Source organism: Phaeodactylibacter xiamenensis, from assembly GCF_965229835.1.
GTDB classification, from domain to species: Bacteria; Bacteroidota; Bacteroidia; order Chitinophagales; family Saprospiraceae; genus Phaeodactylibacter; species Phaeodactylibacter xiamenensis.
Window position 1 is genome coordinate 1,629,136 of record NZ_OZ245931.1, and the last position, 18,300, is coordinate 1,647,435.

Annotated in this window: 17 protein-coding genes; 11 read left to right on the forward strand and 6 right to left on the reverse strand. The window is 50.8% G+C overall.

From position 1 onward, the window contains the following. Positions 1 to 23: 23 nt before the first annotated feature. The 4 genes from ACO08I_RS05895 (at position 24) to ACO08I_RS05910 (ending at position 6,458) form a co-directional block, all read left to right on the forward strand. Positions 24 to 1,511 carry a thioredoxin-like domain-containing protein gene (locus ACO08I_RS05895; RefSeq protein WP_421948794.1) on the forward strand — a complete coding sequence of 496 codons (1,488 nt, stop codon included), beginning with the start codon at positions 24 to 26 and terminating at the stop codon, positions 1,509 to 1,511. A 307-nt stretch (positions 1,512 to 1,818) separates the two neighbouring features. Further along, complete coding sequence (locus tag ACO08I_RS05900; protein ID WP_421948795.1) at positions 1,819 to 3,768, forward strand: tail fiber domain-containing protein; 1,950 nt, start codon at positions 1,819 to 1,821, stop codon at positions 3,766 to 3,768. A 38-nt stretch (positions 3,769 to 3,806) separates the two neighbouring features. Further along, complete coding sequence (locus ACO08I_RS05905) at positions 3,807 to 4,493, forward strand: T9SS type A sorting domain-containing protein (protein WP_421948796.1); 687 nt, start codon at positions 3,807 to 3,809, stop codon at positions 4,491 to 4,493. An 81-nt stretch (positions 4,494 to 4,574) separates the two neighbouring features. Further along, positions 4,575 to 6,458 (forward strand): FG-GAP-like repeat-containing protein, encoded by a 1,884-nt coding sequence (locus ACO08I_RS05910; RefSeq protein WP_421948797.1) that lies wholly within the window; start codon positions 4,575 to 4,577, stop codon positions 6,456 to 6,458. Between the two features lie 21 nt (positions 6,459 to 6,479). Here the strand turns inward: ACO08I_RS05910 and ACO08I_RS05915 are convergent, their stop codons facing one another. Further along, positions 6,480 to 7,187 carry a LytR/AlgR family response regulator transcription factor gene (locus ACO08I_RS05915; RefSeq protein ID WP_421948798.1) on the reverse strand — a complete coding sequence of 236 codons (708 nt, stop codon included), beginning with the start codon at positions 7,185 to 7,187 and terminating at the stop codon, positions 6,480 to 6,482. Further along, complete coding sequence (locus ACO08I_RS05920) at positions 7,180 to 8,232, reverse strand: sensor histidine kinase (RefSeq protein ID WP_421948799.1); 1,053 nt, start codon at positions 8,230 to 8,232, stop codon at positions 7,180 to 7,182. The genes ACO08I_RS05915 and ACO08I_RS05920 overlap by 8 nt, the downstream gene beginning before the upstream one ends. Positions 8,233 to 8,443: 211 nt before the next feature. Between ACO08I_RS05920 and ACO08I_RS05925 the strand changes: the two genes are divergently transcribed. The 4 genes from ACO08I_RS05925 (at position 8,444) to ACO08I_RS05940 (ending at position 11,157) form a co-directional block, all read left to right on the forward strand. Beyond that, the gene (locus tag ACO08I_RS05925; RefSeq protein ID WP_421948800.1) at positions 8,444 to 9,187 is read left to right on the forward strand and encodes a hypothetical protein; all 744 of its coding nucleotides are present in this window, start codon (positions 8,444 to 8,446) and stop codon (positions 9,185 to 9,187) included. A gap of 120 nt (positions 9,188 to 9,307) precedes the next feature. Further along, complete coding sequence (locus ACO08I_RS05930) at positions 9,308 to 10,126, forward strand: sterol desaturase family protein (protein WP_421948801.1); 819 nt, start codon at positions 9,308 to 9,310, stop codon at positions 10,124 to 10,126. A 73-nt stretch (positions 10,127 to 10,199) separates the two neighbouring features. Further along, positions 10,200 to 10,538 carry a hypothetical protein gene (locus tag ACO08I_RS05935; protein WP_421948802.1) on the forward strand — a complete coding sequence of 113 codons (339 nt, stop codon included), beginning with the start codon at positions 10,200 to 10,202 and terminating at the stop codon, positions 10,536 to 10,538. Between the two features lie 163 nt (positions 10,539 to 10,701). Beyond that, positions 10,702 to 11,157 carry a hypothetical protein gene (locus ACO08I_RS05940; RefSeq protein ID WP_421948803.1) on the forward strand — a complete coding sequence of 152 codons (456 nt, stop codon included), beginning with the start codon at positions 10,702 to 10,704 and terminating at the stop codon, positions 11,155 to 11,157. A 187-nt stretch (positions 11,158 to 11,344) separates the two neighbouring features. Here the strand turns inward: ACO08I_RS05940 and ACO08I_RS05945 are convergent, their stop codons facing one another. Then, positions 11,345 to 13,318, reverse strand: a complete 1,974-nt coding sequence (locus ACO08I_RS05945; protein ID WP_421948804.1) for a hypothetical protein — start codon at positions 13,316 to 13,318, stop codon at positions 11,345 to 11,347. 24 nt (positions 13,319 to 13,342) lie between these two features. Next, positions 13,343 to 14,356, reverse strand: a complete 1,014-nt coding sequence (locus tag ACO08I_RS05950) for a sodium:calcium antiporter (protein ID WP_421948805.1) — start codon at positions 14,354 to 14,356, stop codon at positions 13,343 to 13,345. 109 nt (positions 14,357 to 14,465) lie between these two features. Between ACO08I_RS05950 and ACO08I_RS05955 the strand changes: the two genes are divergently transcribed. The 3 genes from ACO08I_RS05955 (at position 14,466) to ACO08I_RS05965 (ending at position 16,571) form a co-directional block, all read left to right on the forward strand. Next, entirely contained in the window at positions 14,466 to 14,774 is a 309-nt protein-coding gene (locus ACO08I_RS05955; RefSeq protein WP_421948806.1) for a nucleotidyltransferase family protein, read from the forward strand. After that, positions 14,771 to 14,872, forward strand: a complete 102-nt coding sequence (locus ACO08I_RS05960) for a hypothetical protein (protein WP_421948807.1) — start codon at positions 14,771 to 14,773, stop codon at positions 14,870 to 14,872. The genes ACO08I_RS05955 and ACO08I_RS05960 overlap by 4 nt, the downstream gene beginning before the upstream one ends. A gap of 64 nt (positions 14,873 to 14,936) precedes the next feature. Beyond that, positions 14,937 to 16,571 (forward strand): ABC-F family ATP-binding cassette domain-containing protein, encoded by a 1,635-nt coding sequence (locus ACO08I_RS05965; protein ID WP_282778463.1) that lies wholly within the window; start codon positions 14,937 to 14,939, stop codon positions 16,569 to 16,571. A gap of 8 nt (positions 16,572 to 16,579) precedes the next feature. Here ACO08I_RS05965 and lptE read toward each other — a convergent pair whose 3' ends face one another. Together lptE and ACO08I_RS05975 are read right to left on the reverse strand one after the other, a co-directional pair. After that, positions 16,580 to 17,086: an LPS assembly lipoprotein LptE gene (gene lptE / locus ACO08I_RS05970; protein WP_044228627.1), complete on the reverse strand. Its 507-nt coding sequence runs from the start codon at positions 17,084 to 17,086 to the stop codon at positions 16,580 to 16,582. A gap of 176 nt (positions 17,087 to 17,262) precedes the next feature. After that, positions 17,263 to 18,219, reverse strand: coding sequence for a WD40 repeat domain-containing protein (locus ACO08I_RS05975; protein WP_421948808.1), 957 nt, complete (start codon positions 18,217 to 18,219; stop codon positions 17,263 to 17,265). Between the last annotated feature and the right edge of the window lie 81 nt (positions 18,220 to 18,300).

Genomic DNA, 18,300 nt, shown 5'->3' on the forward strand with positions numbered 1-18,300 from the left:
TTGAAAGTCTTAATACGCACAATATGAAACCAATACTAATAGCCGTTTTGGCCCTTTTTATCATGGGCTGCAATTCTCCGGCTTCTCAGGGAGCCAGCAACACGAACGATAGTGCCCCAACTCCCGCTACACCTATGGCTGTCCGCGACAATTCTCCCGCTGAGGCCCCGGACATCACACTTACGCTTTCCGGCATACAGGCCGGCAGCCCCGTATCCCTCATCGGTCACCTCAACGAACAGCGCTTCCGGGCCGACTCTACAGTTGTGGGACAGGGTGGCGTTATTCATTTTCAAAGATCAGAGCCCTATCTGCCTGGCTTCTACTACATTCTTATTCCTCAGCAGGCGGTGGTCCAACTCCTGATTGATAAAGACCAGACGATGCAGCTTCAGGCGGATGCCGGTGATGTGGTTGGCACCATGCAGGTGGAAGGGAATCTCGAAAATGAGATACTGTACCAAAACCTGCAATTTGAGCAAAACCAGTCCCCAAAATTTGATGCCATCTCCAGCCAGCTGCAGGGCCTGCAGAAGGGATCTGCAGAATACGAGCGCCTTACCGCCGAACGGAGCGCACTGATACAGGAGCGCAAAGCACACCTGCAAAGCCTGTTTGAGCAATATCCTAACACCTTCTTCACCAGCTACAAACGTGCCGGGCAAAATCCGGACCTCCGCGAGCCCAAACGCCCGGATGGCAGCATCGATACCGAAGCACAGGTATACTACTTCCGGCAGGACTTTTGGAATGGCGTGGACTTTACCGATGAGCGCCTGTTGGGCACGCCCGTCATTTTCAATAAGCTCAACCGGTACATCACCGAACTAACGGCTCAAAACCCGGATTCTCTGAGAGCTGCCACTAAATTCCTGATGGATAAAGTGGTTGACAACGAAGCCACTAAAGAGTACCTCAAATTCTTCGCCAACTGGATTACCCTGAAGTATGAGCCAACTAAGACTACGCTCATGGATGCAGAGGCGATGTATGTATTTATGGTGCAAAACTACTTTACAAAGGAGCGGGCATTTTGGTCAGACTCCATGAATATATACGGCTTGCAGCAGCGGGCCGAGGAAATGGCAGGCAGTCTGGTTGGCCATAAAGCGCCCAATGTGACTTCCTTTGCTCCTGATGGTTCCGAGAAAACACTGCTTGACCTTAAAGCGCCTTACCTGATCGTTTACATGTACAACCCTACCTGTGAGCACTGCATGGAGCAAACGCCCAAACTGGTCAACTTCTACCGGGAGTGGAAAAACAAAGGCGTCGATGTCTACGGTATCGCATTGGATACCGACCAAAAGGAATGGACAGATTACATTAAGAAAACTGGCATGAGCTGGACCAATGTCTTCGACCCTTCCAACCGTTCCATCTACGGCAAATACTACGTAGATGTCACACCCGAGATCTATGTAATCGGGCCTGACCGGAAGATTATCGCTAAAAATATTAAGGTCAACCAGATTGAGGAAGTCATCCGGCGAGACAAAGAGCAGAGATAGTGCACAGGCATTTCTGGTCTACTAAAACAACAGCATGACTACCTACGGGGTACCTCCTGAAAAAATCAGGAGGTACTTTTTTTTGCTATCAGGAAAAGATAGACACCCAAAGAACCAATCGATGCTCATTTTTTCCTATCTTGAGTACGTATTTCTTTGAACAAGCACCACTACCGATTGCTTCCCGGAAAATCCGGGATCTTCACAACAAACACTTCGTACAGCCAGCCTTAGTATTTCATTATCTTGCATGAACATGCGGGTTTTTGTCCTATAACAAATCATTGACCACTCAAATATTTATACCATGGCCCTAAGACGCTTTACAATAACCCCGCTTTTAGTAGCGACGCTATTGTGCAACCTTAGTCTATCAGCTCAGGAGTATGTCAACAGCATTGGCGTAAACGCTTCCCAAACGGAGTTTACCGTAAATATGGTTGCGCCGGATGCATTCCTTATGGAAATCAGCGGCCCCTCGGATTATTACTGGCGTGCTGAAGTTGCCGACCAAAAAGATATTACCATTGGCAACACCCTGCCCGATGGGGAGCTGATGCCTGACGGTCAGTACACCCTTCAGGTAACGCCAATCTTCAAACTCTCCGAAGCGCAGAGAGCAGAACTACAGGCCATTAGAGCGCAACAGGATGAAGAAGCCCTTAAAGCCTTCCGGACATTGCATCAATTGCCCTCATCGGTAGAGCGCTACACGGTCTACTATCAAATTCAGGACGGTAAATTTGCAGACCCCAACCTCAAGGAACCCAAGGCAGCGCACTATGCCTATCAGTGGGACCACCAAGCTGCCCCGCAATTTATTGATCCACCTGCGACCTTTGCCAGCATCACTCATAAAAAGCTTCACTACGCAAAGCGAATCTTGGCCCAGGCAGAACCGATAGCCACCGACAACACCCCACTGGCAGAAGATGCCCAGGTTTTTGTTCAGGATGTCATCATTCAGGGCAGTAGCTGTGTTGGGGTTGATTGTGTCAACGGGGAATCTTTTGGTTTCGATACGCAGCGCTATAAGGAAAATAACCTCCGTATTCATTTTAATGACACTAGTAACAGTGCCTCATTCCCTTCAGCGGATTGGCGGATTACTATCAATGACTCTTCAAATGGCGGTGCCAACTACTTCAGCATTGATGATGCAACATCCGGGCGGTCGCCTTTCCGGATTGAAGCTTCCGCTCCCTCCAATGCTCTGTATGTCGATAATGGCGGAGATGTAGGCTTCGGTACATCCACACCGGTTGTCGAAATGCACTCCAAGGATGGAGACACCCCTACACTACGCTTCGAACAGGATGGCTCAAGTGGCTGGGCTCCTCAAACCTGGGATATTGCAGGAAATGAAACGAATTTCTTCATCCGCGATGTTACAGGAGGCTCCAGTCTACCCTTCAAAATCAAACCAGGCGCAGATGACAACAGCCTGGTAATTAATAACGACAATAATATTGGGATCGGCACACAAACCCCAACTTCCAAGTTACAACTGGAGTCTGGCAACTTGTACCTCAAATCAGGTAATGTTGGGATAAATACTGTCCCAAACGCTTCAACTGGCCTTACCGTTCAGGGAGGTGCCAACATTTCGGGCAATTCGCTTTTTTCCGGAAATCTCACCGTTCTTACCTCTTCCGGTTTTTCTGTTTTTAATGGGATGTTCGAACCCATGATGGTCCTGGATGGGACTACAGGATTTCTTGGCCTGGGGGATCTGCCTTCGGTTGGCCACTTACTTACATTGGGTGCGGATGATGCCGTAAAGCCCGGTGGCGGTTCTTGGAGCACGCCCTCCGACCGCAGGCTGAAGGAGGATATCCGAAATTTCGAAGACGGTCTTGAATTGCTCATGAGTATTCGCCCGGTCCGATACCGCTACAATGGCAAACTGAATATGCCTACTGATAAAGATTATATTGGCATTATTGCACAGGAAATGCAGGAACTCGCGCCCTATGCTGTCCGCTCCCTGAATTTAGAATCTGATCAGGAGGAAAGCAAAGGCTATCTTGCCTTCGACGACACGCCTCTCATATATATTACCATCAATGCTATACAGGAACAGCAGGCAGTCATCGAGGCACAACAGCAGGAAATCGATGAACTGAAGGCTCAACTTTCAGAAATGGAGGCCCTCAAAGCTCAAATGGAGGCCCTTTCTGTTATGGTTGGTCAATTACAGGAGCAGCAGCAAGCCGGGGCTACACCGGCTGCTTCAGCAGCTCGTACAAAAAAATAAAATCACCGGAAACGCTAAAATCAAAAGCGAACAAGACCATGAAAAATACAATTACGTTCATCATCATGCTATGCCTGGTCATCGCCGGAACGCCTCTCCTGGCCCAGGAGCAGACAACCGTGCTTAATAATGGCAGATCGGCAGGTATGACTCCATCACCAGTCCAAAAGTCCGGTACTCCAACCAATGACCGGTCGCATGAGAATTCAGATCAGGACTGGGATGTCCACAGAAACCTCCCAAAACAGAAGGAGGAAACCCTGGTATACCCGCAGGATGTCCTGGTACTACAGGACGAGCTTTTCAATACGTCCTCCCGGCAGGAAGTAGTAGAGCAACTAGAAGCCATGAAAGCACTGCTGCGGCAACTACAGGCAGATCAGGAAGCGCTGAAACGCGAAAACGAAATTTTCCGCCGCAGTCTTGCATCCTGTTGCGCTGCTGATGAAACCGGCCTTGGCGTCAAAGATGCCTACCTGTTACAGAATGCCCCAAATCCTTTCATCAACAACACCCGCATTGAGTACTTCGTACCCCGCAACCTGGGCAGTGCGGTCATTGAACTGCGCGATATCAAAGGCGCATTGATTGCTTCCTACCCGGTGCAGCCCGGCAAAAGCAGCCTGAATATTGACCGCAACAACCTCGATGCCGGTAGCTACCTCTACGCTTTGGTAGTGGACGGCCAGATGGTAGATACCAAAGTGATGATTTTCAAGCCCTAGAAAAGCAAGGCCTTGTTTATAATGGCAGGTTCCAGTAGATGGGGCCTGCCATTCTTGGTTCCTTCAAAAAAGACCTGCAAAATGCTCAAGTATATTTACCTGCTTATCCTTTCTTTCCTGGCTTCCCCATTCCTAACCGTTGCACAGGTTGTCTTTTCAGAACAAGCGCAGTCTATCGGCTTTGACCATGACTTTAAAGCCCGGGCCCTGATGGGTGGCGGTGCCGCCTTTTTTGATTACGACAACGATGGGGATGAAGATATGTACGTCACCAGCGGCCTCAACAAAGATGAGCTTTACCGCAATAACGGTAATGGAACTTTCACAAAAATCCAGGCTGATATCGGCTTAAACATCACCCTGAATTACAATACGATGGGGGTAACCACCGGGGACATCGACAATGACGGAGACCGTGATATTTTCATAGCCACCTGGGAGCGCTTTGAGGGGTCTGAGCAGCCGGATGCCCGCAGCCTCCTGTTCTTAAATAATGGCGATGGTACCTTCACCGAAATCGGAGAGCAGGCTGGCATTACGCACGAAGCCTTCGCGATGGGCGCCGTTTTCCTGGATTACAATAAAGACGGTTTCCTGGATGTCTATGTCCTGAATCATATTCAGGAGGTCATTTTTACCTATGACGAATTTGGAGCCGTAGACGGGCTTGCCCACGAATGTTACCCCAACTTCCTTTACCTGAATAATGGTGACCTCACCTTTACCGAAGTAGCGGCCGAGCTCGGTGTGGATGACCTCGGCTGTACCATAGCCGCCATCGCTTCTGATTATGACCTGGATAATGATCTGGACCTTTATCTGGCCAACGACTTCGGTCCGTTCATTGTCCCTAACGGGCTATTTGAAAACAACTACCCGGAAGACAGCTTCTCCGATGTCAGCGAACCAACCGGGACCGGCATAGAAGTTTTTGGTATGGGCATTGCTGCCGGCGATTATGACCACGATCAGGACCTGGATTACTACATCACCAATATCGGGCGCAACATCCTGCTCGAAAATCAAAACGACATCTTTGCAGACCGGACTACGGAAGCCGGCGTGGAAAATGCGACGGTCCCTGAAGAAGACAACCTGAATACTACAGGCTGGGGTACCGCTTTCTTCGATGTCAATAATGACACCTGGGAAGACCTCTACGTCGCCAATGGCAGGATACCCACACTCCCGGCTTTTGCAACCGCCATCAATGACCCGGATAAGCTCTATCTGAATAACGGCGACAAAACCTTCACGGATATTAGCGATGAAGCCGGGGTGAGCGATCCGCGCTACGTTCATGGTATGGCCTACTCGGATTATGATGAAGATGGTGACCTGGACATTGTAACTGTAGTGCTGGACGAGCTGGGCGGCTACTCCAAATTCTACGTCAATGAAACCGAAAACGACCACCACCACCTGCAGCTTCACCTAATTGGTGTGGAAACCAACCGCGATGCCTTCGGCAGCCGGGCCTGGGTCTATACAGACAGCCTCGTGCTCGTCAAGGAAATTTACGGGGGTGGTGCAAGCCATGCCTCTCAGCACACGAGCGTACTGCACTTTGGGCTGGGCGACAACGCTACTGTGGACTCTGTCCGGATTGAATGGACCAACGGCCATGTGGATTTGATTGAGAACCCGGAAGTCGATAAGCGCCACACAATCGTGGAAGGCGTGGAAGTCACCACTACCGATGCCGGGAAAGCCGAACTGGGCATTGTAGCCGCTCCCAACCCCTTCACAGACCACCTGGAGTTGATTGCTGGCAGAAATTGGACTGGCACTACCCTTTCGGTCCGCCTAATGAGTTTGGAGGGGCGTGCAGTGTTCCATCAGGAGCTGCCGTTCACCGGACAGACTCAGCTGGACCTGCCTGATGGGTTGGCGAAGGGGATGTACTTGCTGGAGCTAATAGCGGCTGATGGCACCCGGGATATTTTTAAGGTGATTAAACAATAGTTAAAAACCCTATGCAATCCCTCATTCATAAAACACCGCCTCCACCACAGCCTCTCGCCTGCTCCGGCTAACGGGGATCTTGTGCGCCCCGATTTCCAGCCGGTTGCCGTCGAGTGCCTGTACCTTGTTTTTGGCCACGATGAAGGATTTGTGGACCCGCAGAAAGTGCGTGGCGGGCAGTAATTCCTCCAGGTCTTTGAGGCTGGCCAGGGTGACGTGGCGAGCGTCCCGGCACACAATGCGCACGTACTCCTTCAGCCCTTCGATAAACAGAATATCCTCAAACGGAATACGGACTACTTTCCCATCTACCTTGACGGAAAAATAGTCTTTGCTTTCCTGCGGCACCATGGCTGGTACGGCCGGGCGCAAGAGCTCTTTCGCCTTATTCACCGCTTGCAAAAAACGCTCAAAGGAGAAGGGCTTGAGCAGGTAATCCACGGCATTGAGCTCGAAGGCTTCCACCGCATAATCAGCATAAGCCGTGGTGAAGATGGTCACTGGCGGGTGCTTCAGGGTGCGGAGCAGGTGATTGCCGCTTAGGGTAGGCATTTGAATATCCAGAAACAACAGCTCAATATCCCCTTCCTGCAACCGTTGGGCAGCTTCCAAAGGGGATTTAAGCCGCCCCGATAAGGTTAAACCCGGTACCTGTTCGATGTAGTGCTCAAGCAAGTTGAGGGCCAGGAACTCGTCGTCAACGATAAGGGTAGTAATGGGTTTAGCCATGGTGGGATGGGTTTTGTGTGGACAAGGGCAGAGACAGCTGCACCCGGAATTGATCAACCCCTGGAAGTATGCTCAGCTTGTAGGCATCCTTATACTTGAGTTGCAGTCGCTTTCGGATATTTTGCAGCCCAACCCCGCCAGTTTTGTCTTTTTGCTGGGCATCATCCTTGCTATTGAAGGTCTCGAATTGAAGCTGTTCTTCGCGGATGCCAAGCCGGATTTGGGCAAAGGCGTCAGGATTGCTGTCGAAGTCGCAGTGCTTGAAGCAGTTTTCCACCAGCGGGATCAAAATCATGGGCTCCAGCCAATAGGGCTCCGGATCACCTTCAATTTGAAGATCAATGACTAAACTCGTCTCACTACGCATTTGAAACAGAGCGATGTATTCTTCGATTTGGTGGATTTCCTGCTTGAGCTGTACCCGGTCGTTACGCCCATCGTACACCACATACCGCAGCAAATTGGACAAACGCAGCACCATAGGAGCAGTCTGATCGGATTTCACGACAGCCAGGGAGTAAATGTTGTTCAGGGTATTGAAGAGGAAATGCGGATTGATCTGTGCACGCAGGAATTGCAGCTGTGCTTCCTGCTGCTCCTGAATGATGGCCTGGGCTTCCCGCTCACGCTCGTAGCGGTTCACCAACACCTGATAGAAGGTACTGACTACCAACACGGCTATGCTCGTCGCAATCGCGCCCACAACCCAGCCCTGCTGCTCATTTTGCAAAAAAGCTTCCCGCCCGATTTCCGGAAAAAGGGAATTGAAGGCCACTCTGAGGCAAACTACCCCTCCCAGAAGAACCGTGTTCAGCAGCACATACCTCAGATAATGCCCCTTTTCAAAAAAACGATTGACCAAAAACAGATTCACGTAAAACAGTACCATCATGGGCACCGTATTCAGCAAGCCGCGGACCAAACTAAGCCCAAGGGAAAAGTAGCCAGTGAAAATAATACCGTACAACACCACAATAGATACCCAGGCGCTAACCTGAATAGCCATCTTAAGCCGGTCGGTAATATGCCAGGGGCTAATATCCATAGGTCTTACAGCTTTCCTTCAAAGGTACACAATGCCCCGCCTTTCCCGCAGCACTTTCAATGAATAGCCGGATTTCTTCAACCAATGGTATTTCAGTCTTCTCCCTACCGTTCGTTGAAAAAGGCAGGCCATTGGTTGAAGGGATTTTCGATGCCGCTCAAAACCCTGCATGTTTGTACCGAATCATTCAACCACACCAAAATCAAACATCATGAAAATCAAGTTTCAGTCTGTTCTTTTCGTTTTTGCCTTCTTTGCACTCGGTACACTCACCACTTCCTGCGACAAGGAAGCAACCGACACCACCCCGGAAAACCTCAAACAGCCCACCGAAGAAGATGCCGTAGATGCCATGACCGGTGCCCTTCAAGCCTCCACCGAAGGCATGGCGCAGGAAATCGACGCCACTGCCGACCTGGCCGAATCCTACACGGAAAAGTCCGGCGGCTCCCCCTGCGGCGAAACGTTCGATTCCACCTTCGTCCGCAGCGTCAATGAAACCAATATCACCGCTGAATATGCCTTCACCTGGGAATGGAGCCTGGACTGCAACGCTGCGGACATCCCACTGGGGCTCAACTTAGCAACCACATCTTCCGGCACCTACGAAACCAGCCGCATGCTATCGGAAGATGCATCGAGCAGTACCTGGACCGTTGATAACCTCTTCACCGGAGCGAATTATGTCTTTAATGGCACTTTCGAGCGCACCGGAGCACAGGAGTCTAAAGTCCGCAATCAGAATGCCTTTACCTCTGTCATCACCATTGAGGTGGATGACCTGAATATCGACAAGGGGACCAAGCAAATCAAGTCTGGTATCGCCGAGGCCACCATCGTCATCACAGGCTCGGGTGGGAACACGCAAACCTTTTCCGGCGACCTGGTCTTTAACGGCGATGGTTCCGTCACCCTGATCATCAACGGCAATTCCTATACCATTGACCTCTTTTAATCCCTGATAATCCCATGAGCCAACCACTATGAACACCCTTTTTTGAACCTTACCCCATATTTGCCTTCTGCCCCGGGCTGTCTGAAAACGGCAGCCCGGTTTTTCCAAAAAACAAACATCATGCATTACCTCATCGAACACTTCGGGCTGCTCCCCGGATGGATGCTGGCCGCCTTTGCTATTTTCTTCCGTTATCTTGTCTTTGCAGGCTTGGCGTTTCTACTCTTTTACCGCTTCGGCCATACGTTCTTCCGCCACCTGAAAATTCAAAACCGCACTGCCGAACAGCGTCACATGCTGGCAGAAATTTTGCACTCCGGCTACAGCGCGCTGATCTTTGGGTTAATTGGCGTAGGGCTCTATTTCATGCGAACAGCGGGGTACACTGAGATTTATACCGACTGGAATGCCTATGGGGCTTGGTACATCCCCATTTCCTTCCTGTTGCTCCTGGTCCTGCACGACACTTATTTCTACTGGGTGCACCGGCTTATGCACCATCCCCGTTTATTTAAACGGCTCCACCGGGTCCACCATCAGTCTTTCAATCCAACGCCCTGGGCTTCCTTGTCTTTCCACCCACTTGAAGCAATTGTGGAAATAGCCATTCTTCCCATCGCAGCATTGATCATCCCTTTCCACCCACTAGTGCTGTTTCTCTTTGCCACCTGGTCCCTGCTTTGGAATGTGTTGGGGCACCTGGGGTACGAAATTTTCCCGGCAGGGTTTGTTCACCACCCCGTTTTTCGGTGGTTCAACACCTCCACGCACCACAATATGCACCACGAACGGTCGGGCTGCAACTACGGGCTCTATTTCAATTTCTGGGACACGGTGATGAACACCAACCATAAGAATTACCACGCTACTTTCGACCACATCACCAATCCGGAGATACAAAAAGAACCTAAAACAGTAAGCCGCGGACAGTTCCGGTAGAGCCCCAAAGCAACACCCACAGACCATCCACCGTCTTTATATGCAGGCAATACCGACTTAAACCGCTAAATCAATGACTATAAAATACTTATCCCTTGCTGTTTCCCTCCTCTTTTCTCTATGGGTAGAGGCACAGGAAAACTATGGCACCCCGGAGGAACGTGCCAACTACCAGACGGATCAGATGAAGGAAGCCCTGCCTTTACTTCCGCATCAGATTGAACAGGTCCATCAACTGAATCTAAAGTACGCGCGCATTGTACAGCGGGAAGTCATTGATACAGGCATGAATCACTTCTCTGCCTACTTTTATATGCAGAACCTTGTGGACAATAAGGAAAAAGAATTATTCCCCCTCCTTTCCGAACCGCAGATCAAAGCTTACCTAAAACTCAAATCAGCGGTGGTCTAATCTCTAATCAACAGATTTTTCGGATGACCCAATTCATTTCTAGCATCCTACTCTAATACAGAAGCCGCCTCACTGATAAACAACACCAAAAACAAGGAATATTTATCATTTCAAAAGTCCAATAGTTTGGTGAAACTGAGACAGGACCAAAATCCCCACAGTTATGAAAAAGCCATTCCTTTCATCTTTGGTTTTTGCGCTTGTGCTGGCGGTTTTGAGCTCCGGTTGCGCCACTATAGCCGGGGCTATTATCGGTGGCATTGCAGCACCATCTTACGATGACGCTACCTACGCCGTGACTTACGAAGAGCTACAAAAGCTGAATCAGCGTACAGAAATAGTCATATACACTAAGGAGGAAATTACTTTCACGGGTAACTACCTGAAAGCTACTCCACCGGAGCCTGAACACCCGCTTTCCGGAGTCACCATCCGGGCGAAAGGCAATGAAATTGTGATTCCCTGGGGAAATATTGAAAAGGTTGAAGCGAAGGAAAGAAATATCACCAAAGGAGTTTTTCTTGGCCTGGCTGCGGGAGCTGCAATTGATGTTGCGACTATTGTACTTATGGTAAGTACCTGGGAGTTTAACTTCGATCCGGATTGGGACGGAATTTAAGCTGTTCAATATCCTGCCAGTGCGGCCAGACCGGATTAATTGATCGTATTTCCACGCATAAGTCTTTTTGGTACCTGATCTTTAGGTGTTAACAATTTGCGCCGAAATCCACTAGGCAGAAATCGACCAACAAGCCTTTTTAGTCCTACTCCACCGAAACTGGTCTTTTCTCATTTCCATCAGAAGATTAATCCTCCGATGGCGCTAACAACAGTGCATCCACCCGGCGCTCATACCGGCGCTGCCGACGCCGTTCATTCAAAGCCTGCAGGTACTCATCGAAGCGGATGTCAAAGCCGAGATTCAGGAAAAGTGGCGTGGCCTGCGCAGCGGTGGCATTGACAGGAACCCCTACCGAAGCATTCAGGTCCAGCTGATTGAAAAAGGTGAGCCCCAGGCCGCCGGCAATCATGGGGCGGTTGAAATCCGGAGTGGTGCCGGTGTTAGCCAGATTGTACAGCAGGCCCGTACCGTAAAGCAGCAGGTGCAGGTTGCTCACCGTTGGCGCTTTGGCGGGCTCCAGCCGTACATACGATTTGCCCCAGTACCGGAAAGTCTCCTGCCGCCCGAAGCTGTTGATGTAAGCCCAATCCAGCAGATTGACCTTGAGGCCGATCTTCTCGCCGGCGAAGGTGTAATTGCGCAGGCTTTCGCCATTCTGCAAGGATAGCCCGTCCGGGAAGTGGGCATTGTTCACCCCCACGTTGAAGATAAAAGACAGTGGCCGCCACCGGTCATAATTAATGTTTTGCAAAGAAACCAGAAAGCTTTCCACGTCAAAATCCAGAGCTTCATTCTCCTGAAATCCTTCAAGGATCTCGGTATAGCTGCGCAACAGACTGATAATTTTGTTAAGGGCGGCTTTGGTGTCCTGATTGGGAAAGATATCGCTCAGCCCGGCCAGGGCATTCAGGTAGTCATCGTAAGTGGCCGCCTGATCAAATTCGTACAACTTAGCCATGAGCCGGAACAGCAGATGGTCGCGCAGTGCTTCGTAATCAAAGGGGAAGCCCTGCTCAAAGGCGGTTTTGACCAGCGACTGCAGCAGGGTGTTCAGCTCGAAGTAGGTGTCAATGAAGTACTGTGAGTTTTTGGCCAGGCGCTCCAGGACCGGCAGCACGTCGTTATAGAGCTCAAAGATGAGATCAGACAGCGCACCGGGGCTAATGTTATCCAAATCGAGCTGTTGCAGTTGCCCCAGAAAAGACAGCAAGACCTGTAGTTCCTCTGCCGAAAGCTCCGCCCTGCCTTGTTCGCCTATCGCCCGCCGGATGTACTGCCGCACACTATCGAGCTGAGCGCCAATAGCATCATTGTTGCGAAGCCCGGCAGCGCTTTCCAAATCCAGCCCCATGGAAGCCCCGTTTACTTTAAAGTTGGTCGTACGGAACAGATAATTGATCAGGCCGATGTAGTCAATCAGATTGGATAAGCGGCTCTGCACACGATTATACACAGCATCTGCCAAAGGCTTCCTGACCGTATCCGTCAGGGTGAGATAAGTATTCAGTGCTTCACTGCCGGAATTGCGATACATAGTGCGGAGCAGCCCCAACTCCTGCAAAGTCGGTTCATTGCGCACGGCCTCGCTGACGATATCCAGCAACAGCGCTTTAAACGCTGTAGTCAGGCTATCCTCCGAAAATGTAATAGCGGCGGACCTGGCTATCAGCCCCTGCCCGGGCCGCTCCCCGGAGACCGCCAGCTGAAAACGCGCAAAAGTCTGACCTGCCATCGCCGCGCCGGTCTTCTGCCCTCCATAGGCTTCAGCCAAAGCCACCAACTCCGGATCGCAGAGAGCGAAGTAGTAGTCGGAAAGCGCATAGACAAAGACCAGGTTGACCGTATTCTCATAAATATTGCGGGTACGGGTCTCGGCATTGCGCTCTTCCAGTACCGTATTGATGATGTTATCGAGGTAGATGTAATTTAATCCGCCTGCTTCCTCTATCCGCCCCAGGAACATATTTTTGATCAGCCGGACACGCACTTCGGCCTGCTTGTCGGCGATGACCGAGGCGATGACCTCAGCGTCCAGAGTACCCTTTCCAAAACTCAGCCCACCCAGCCCAATCTGAAGGCTCGGCGCCTGATGCTGAAAGGTAGATTGTGCGGAAAGACCAAGGGGCAGGATAAAAAACAGCAGTAACAGGTGTCGCATAGTGCTCGTATTTGAGCACCTAAATTACATAAAATAAAGCATTATATATCCACCCAAAAACAGCCCGATCACCGTGATGCTTTCCCATCCCGCATTAGCAAGCCCTTCCCGCTGCCGGTGCAGCATACCCAACAACAGGGTGCCGGCGAGCAAAATTCCAAGGGACAACACAAAGGCTTCTGCATTGCCTACCTCATGGTAAATAGAACCTTCCTGATAAGCCGTATCGGCAAAAGCCAAAAACAGCACATCGAAGCTGTTACCGCCGATGATATTGGCTACAGCTAAAGTCAGCGCCCCCTGACGTACGGCCGCAATGGAAATAACCAGCTCGGGCAGGGAAGTCGCTACCGCGGTAAACAAAGCCCCCACAAAAGACTGCGACAGTCCTGATTGATTGGCAATGACCACAGCGACCTTCGCCACGAAATACCCCGCTACCCCCACTACTGCCGCCGAGAGCAAAAACCGGGTTAAAAGCAGGGGCTTATTGACCTGCTCCAGGTCATCATCCGGCTCATCTTCCACGGTTTCCCGGGTATGAATGGGCTCCCACATAGGCGACTTCCTGGCTTTGGCGACCAGGCGGGTACCCAGGACGTAAATCAACAGGAGCAAAACCGAAGCGGGGTGTATGTTCCAAAGGGTGAGGTCCGGGCCCGACATCACCAGGAGCACGAAAGTAAGCATCAACATGAGCAAAATGCCTTGCATCAGATTGGACAGGGAAGCCGAGGCATGCTCCAGGTTTGCCCGCCGGTAGGTCAGGTCCGCCACCGCTAAAAATACCGTTTGAGCAGCTATCCCACCTACGGCATTGCTAAACGACAGGTGCGCGTGCCCGTCCCAGGCTGCCGTCACAGAGGTCATCACGCCGGACAAGGAGGAGATACCCCCCAGCAGCACGCCACCAATGAGGGCCTCTCCCAGTCCGGTGAGATCAGCAATCCGGTCCCCGGCACGGGTAAGGACAGTCCCGGCAGTAGCAATAAGGGCAGCGAGCCCCAGGAAGGCAAAAATGGCAGTGCTAAGCGTCAAAGTGGTCTTTTACTAAGGAAAGCGGGAACGGAGAAGATGTTCGAGCGGTTGTAATAGTTGTATGCGGACCATCATACTGCAAAAGAAATTATCTATATTACTACCTGATATGGAACATTCAATCTTCGAAACCAACCGCACAGCCTTGCAATCGATATGCGAAAAGTACCGTGTATCGAAACTATTTGCTTTTGGTTCAGTGACGACGGTACGCTTCGATTATGACAAAAGCGATTTGGACCTCATGGTAGAACTTGAGCATATGCCCCCCATTCAGAAAGGAGAATACTTAATGGCAATCTGGAATGAATTAGAACAACTATTCGGAAGAAAGGTCGACCTGCTAACAGACCAACCTATTCAGAATCCTTACTTTAGATCTGAAGTTTTTTCAACACGCCAACCGATAACTATTTGATTCACAATTACGATGGTATGGACATGACTATTGTTTGGGCAATCGTCAAAAAATACCTTTCAATATTAAAAGAAGCTGCCCAACAGGGTTTAAAGTAGAAAATACCCTTACCTTTGCGGCTTTATTTAATGGCACATTTCCGTGCCCCCAAGCGTAACATTCATGCTGACCGTACATAACCTTGGCTTGCAATACGGCAAGCGCGTCCTTTTTGATGAGGTCAACCTCAAATTCACCCGTGGCAACTGCTACGGTGTCATCGGTGCCAATGGCGCCGGTAAATCCACTTTCCTGAAAATCCTCTCCGGGGAAATCGCTGCCAACCGGGGCGGTGTGGACATCGAGCCGGGCAACCGTATGGCTGTTCTGAAACAGAACCACTTTGAATACGAGGAAGAGCAAGTGCTCGATACCGTTATCATGGGCCACCGGGAGATGTACGACATCATGGTGCGCAAAAATGCCATCTACATGGACCCCGATGCCACGGAAGCCGATGGCCTGCTGGCCGCTGAGCTGGAAAACAAGTTTGGGGAAATGGGCGGCTGGAATGCCGAGAGCGATGCGGCCGAACTGCTTAGCAACCTGGGCATACACGAGTCCCTCCACTACCGCCAAATGAAAGACCTCAGCGGTGGAGAAAAGGTGAAGGTGCTCCTGGCGCAGTCCCTGTTCAGCAATCCGGACATCCTCCTGCTCGATGAGCCTACCAACGACCTTGATGCGGAAACCGTTACCTGGCTGGCCGACTTTCTGGCTGACTTTAAGAATATGGTGATCGTGGTGTCCCACGACCGTTACTTCCTGGACATGGTCTGTACGCATGTGGTGGATATCGACTTCAAGCGCATCAAAATCTTCACCGGCAACTATACCTTCTGGTACGAGTCCAGCCTGCTTATGGCTCAGCAGATGGCCAATAAGAATAAGAAGATCGAACAGAAGCGCAAGGAGATGCAGGAATTCATTCAGCGCTTTAGCGCTAATGCCTCAAAATCCAAGCAAGCCACGTCTCGTAAAAAGGCTTTGGAAAAACTCAACCTGGAAGACATTCAGCCTTCGAGCCGAAAATACCCTTACATCAACTTCAAAATGGAACGCGAGCCAGGCGACCAAATCCTGAAGGTCGAGAACCTAAGCCTGCAGGGTACGGATGGCACACCCCTCTTCTCCAATGTAAGCTTCACCATGAACAAAGGGGAGAAAATTGCCCTCATGGGCCGCAATGCCACAGCGCTGACGGCTTTCTTCGATGTCATGGCAGGCAAGGCGCAGGCAGATGGAGGCACCATTGAATTTGGCAAAACCATCAACGTAGGCTATCTGCCTAACGAAAACGACGAGTACTTCACCGGTAAGGGCGACCTCGACCTTATCAACTGGCTGCGGCAATACTCTGAAGATCCGGACGAGCAGTTTATCCGGGGCTTCCTGGGCCGCATGTTGTTCTCAGGTGAAGAAGTGCTTAAGAAAGCCTCGGTCCTATCGGGCGGGGAAAAGGTACGCTGCATGCTGTCCAAGATCATGCTCACCCACCCTAACTTTATCCTCATGGATGAGCCGACTAACCACCTTGACCTGGAGTCCATCACGGCACTTAACAACGCCATGACAGACTTCAAGGGCAATATGATTTTTACCTCCCATGACCACAAACTGACGGAGACCGTGGCCAACCGCATCATCGAGATCACCCCCAACGGCATTATCGACAGCCTGATGAACTTCGATGACTACCTGCGGTCAGATGCGATACATGCGCAGCGGGACGAACTCTATGCTAGCGTGACGGCTTAAAATCAGAACTACCAGTCCGTAAAGGCAGCGTTGAAAATATCCTCCATCATCTGCTGACTGATGGTGCTGATGGCCTCTTCCTCTACATCTGCCAGGGCCTGGGAAGTACCGAAGTCGAAGAAAAAGGAGAAGGGGCGCTTGCGTTCCCAGCTTTTTTCTTCATTGACATTATTGATGTACTGCACCGCTACTTCTATAGTTAAGCGGTTGATACTTGTTACTTCCCCGGGCTGCGGGGCTTCAGACGTCACCGTATAGCGCGTCACGGTACCTTCAAAAGAGATATCCGGATCGATTTCCTCCAGTGTCAGGCGGGATTCGGTCCGGATTTTTTCTTTCAGGTCTTCCGTCAGGCGTATGGCAATCGTAGGCTCCGCGTTGAGTGCGGTAATGTCAAATTGGTCTACGAAGTAGGTCTTCACCTGCGAATAGTCGATGCTTATACCCTTAAAGGAGTAGCACCCGGAGGCTGAGAAAATAGCCAGGGCCGCTAAGCCCAGTAATAATTGGCGCATGCTTTTTGCGGTAAAGGTATTGAATCCCGCTTAAAAGGCCACTCCTCTTTGCTTTCTCTTAACAGCTGAGACGAACCGGCGGCTGTTTCTTCTTCTCACAACAAGGCTGTACTGATTAGGCTCCTCCGCGCCCGCCCCTGCCGGGAATCTGTCCAATCTGTTTCCCACTCAACATATTAGGGCCGGCTAAACAAAACTTTAAGGTCCTGGCCCAATACCTTCACTAATCCCCCAGCGGTAGTCACCACCAGTTGTTCCCCCTCAGGGCTCCAGTCCAAACCCCAAAGGTATTGGTCTTTCAGGGCATGACCGAGCAATTTCCCATCAACAGACCAGAGGCGGATACCATCACTTGCGGAAGCCAGCATCTTACCATCAGGCGACCAGCGCAGATTGCGGTATTCCGCCCGGCTTTTTTGGATGGATTTTATTAATGCTCCATTGGGTTTACGGAATTGCAACAATGGGGGCAGCTTTTGTTCAGAATCGCCATAGTCCCCCAATGCCAGGAAAGTACCAGAAGGATGCCAGGCTACAGATAGTATTAATACCGGCGTATCGCGGTGGGCAATCGTTTCCACACCTTCCGTTTCCAGGTTGTAGAAGCCCAGCTTGGAACCTACAGTAACGATCTGCTGTCCATCCGGATGCCAGCTTAAACCCGTAATGGCTTTGGGGTCGACTTTGACCTGTCGCTCCAAGGCGCCCTGAGGCGTGTAGAGACTCAGGTAACCTTCATTGTCGCCCAAAGCCAGCCACTGGCCGTCCGGGCTCCAGGCCACAGCCCTTGCTCCTTCAGGTGATACGCTCGGCAATTCGGTCTTCTGCTTGGTCTCCATATCAATGATCACGCTGGTTTTAGGCGTAAGGTGCAGGGTAACAGCAAGTTTAGGCAGTGTAGGATGCCAGGCGGTATTAGTAATAGTCTGCGGAAAGGAATGCTGTTCTGCGACTTTCCAGGTATCAGAAGACCAAATCGTGAGGACTTCACCATTGCCTCCCGAGGCTACATATTGTCCGTCCGGGCTCCACGCGGCAGTCCAGATGATGGTTTCAAAAGTGTACTCCGGCAAGGGCGTTTTGCAAGCGAATAGACCGGTGAATAGGAGTGCCAGGACGAGGTAGTTTTTCATATCGGGTGATTTTGGGATAAAAATAGACTACTGCCACCCATCAGGCTGATAAAAAATCACGATTACCATATCGTTAACACT

Excerpts from the sequence above, each read along its gene's own strand:
- ACO08I_RS05895 (WP_421948794.1), top strand. The coding sequence starts at position 24 with ATGAAACCAATACTAATAGCCGTTTTGGCCCTTTTTATCATGGGCTGC.
- ACO08I_RS05900 (WP_421948795.1), top strand. The coding sequence starts at position 1,819 with ATGGCCCTAAGACGCTTTACAATAACCCCGCTTTTAGTAGCGACGCTA.
- ACO08I_RS05905 (WP_421948796.1), top strand. The coding sequence starts at position 3,807 with ATGAAAAATACAATTACGTTCATCATCATGCTATGCCTGGTCATCGCC.
- ACO08I_RS05910 (WP_421948797.1), top strand. The coding sequence starts at position 4,575 with ATGCTCAAGTATATTTACCTGCTTATCCTTTCTTTCCTGGCTTCCCCA.
- ACO08I_RS05915 (WP_421948798.1), bottom strand. The coding sequence starts at position 7,187 with ATGGCTAAACCCATTACTACCCTTATCGTTGACGACGAGTTCCTGGCC.
- ACO08I_RS05920 (WP_421948799.1), bottom strand. The coding sequence starts at position 8,232 with ATGGATATTAGCCCCTGGCATATTACCGACCGGCTTAAGATGGCTATT.
- ACO08I_RS05925 (WP_421948800.1), top strand. The coding sequence starts at position 8,444 with ATGAAAATCAAGTTTCAGTCTGTTCTTTTCGTTTTTGCCTTCTTTGCA.
- ACO08I_RS05930 (WP_421948801.1), top strand. The coding sequence starts at position 9,308 with ATGCATTACCTCATCGAACACTTCGGGCTGCTCCCCGGATGGATGCTG.
- ACO08I_RS05935 (WP_421948802.1), top strand. The coding sequence starts at position 10,200 with ATGACTATAAAATACTTATCCCTTGCTGTTTCCCTCCTCTTTTCTCTA.
- ACO08I_RS05940 (WP_421948803.1), top strand. The coding sequence starts at position 10,702 with ATGAAAAAGCCATTCCTTTCATCTTTGGTTTTTGCGCTTGTGCTGGCG.
- ACO08I_RS05945 (WP_421948804.1), bottom strand. The coding sequence starts at position 13,318 with ATGCGACACCTGTTACTGCTGTTTTTTATCCTGCCCCTTGGTCTTTCC.
- ACO08I_RS05955 (WP_421948806.1), top strand. The coding sequence starts at position 14,466 with ATGGAACATTCAATCTTCGAAACCAACCGCACAGCCTTGCAATCGATA.
- ACO08I_RS05965 (WP_282778463.1), top strand. The coding sequence starts at position 14,937 with ATGCTGACCGTACATAACCTTGGCTTGCAATACGGCAAGCGCGTCCTT.
- lptE (WP_044228627.1), bottom strand. The coding sequence starts at position 17,086 with ATGCGCCAATTATTACTGGGCTTAGCGGCCCTGGCTATTTTCTCAGCC.
- ACO08I_RS05975 (WP_421948808.1), bottom strand. The coding sequence starts at position 18,219 with ATGAAAAACTACCTCGTCCTGGCACTCCTATTCACCGGTCTATTCGCT.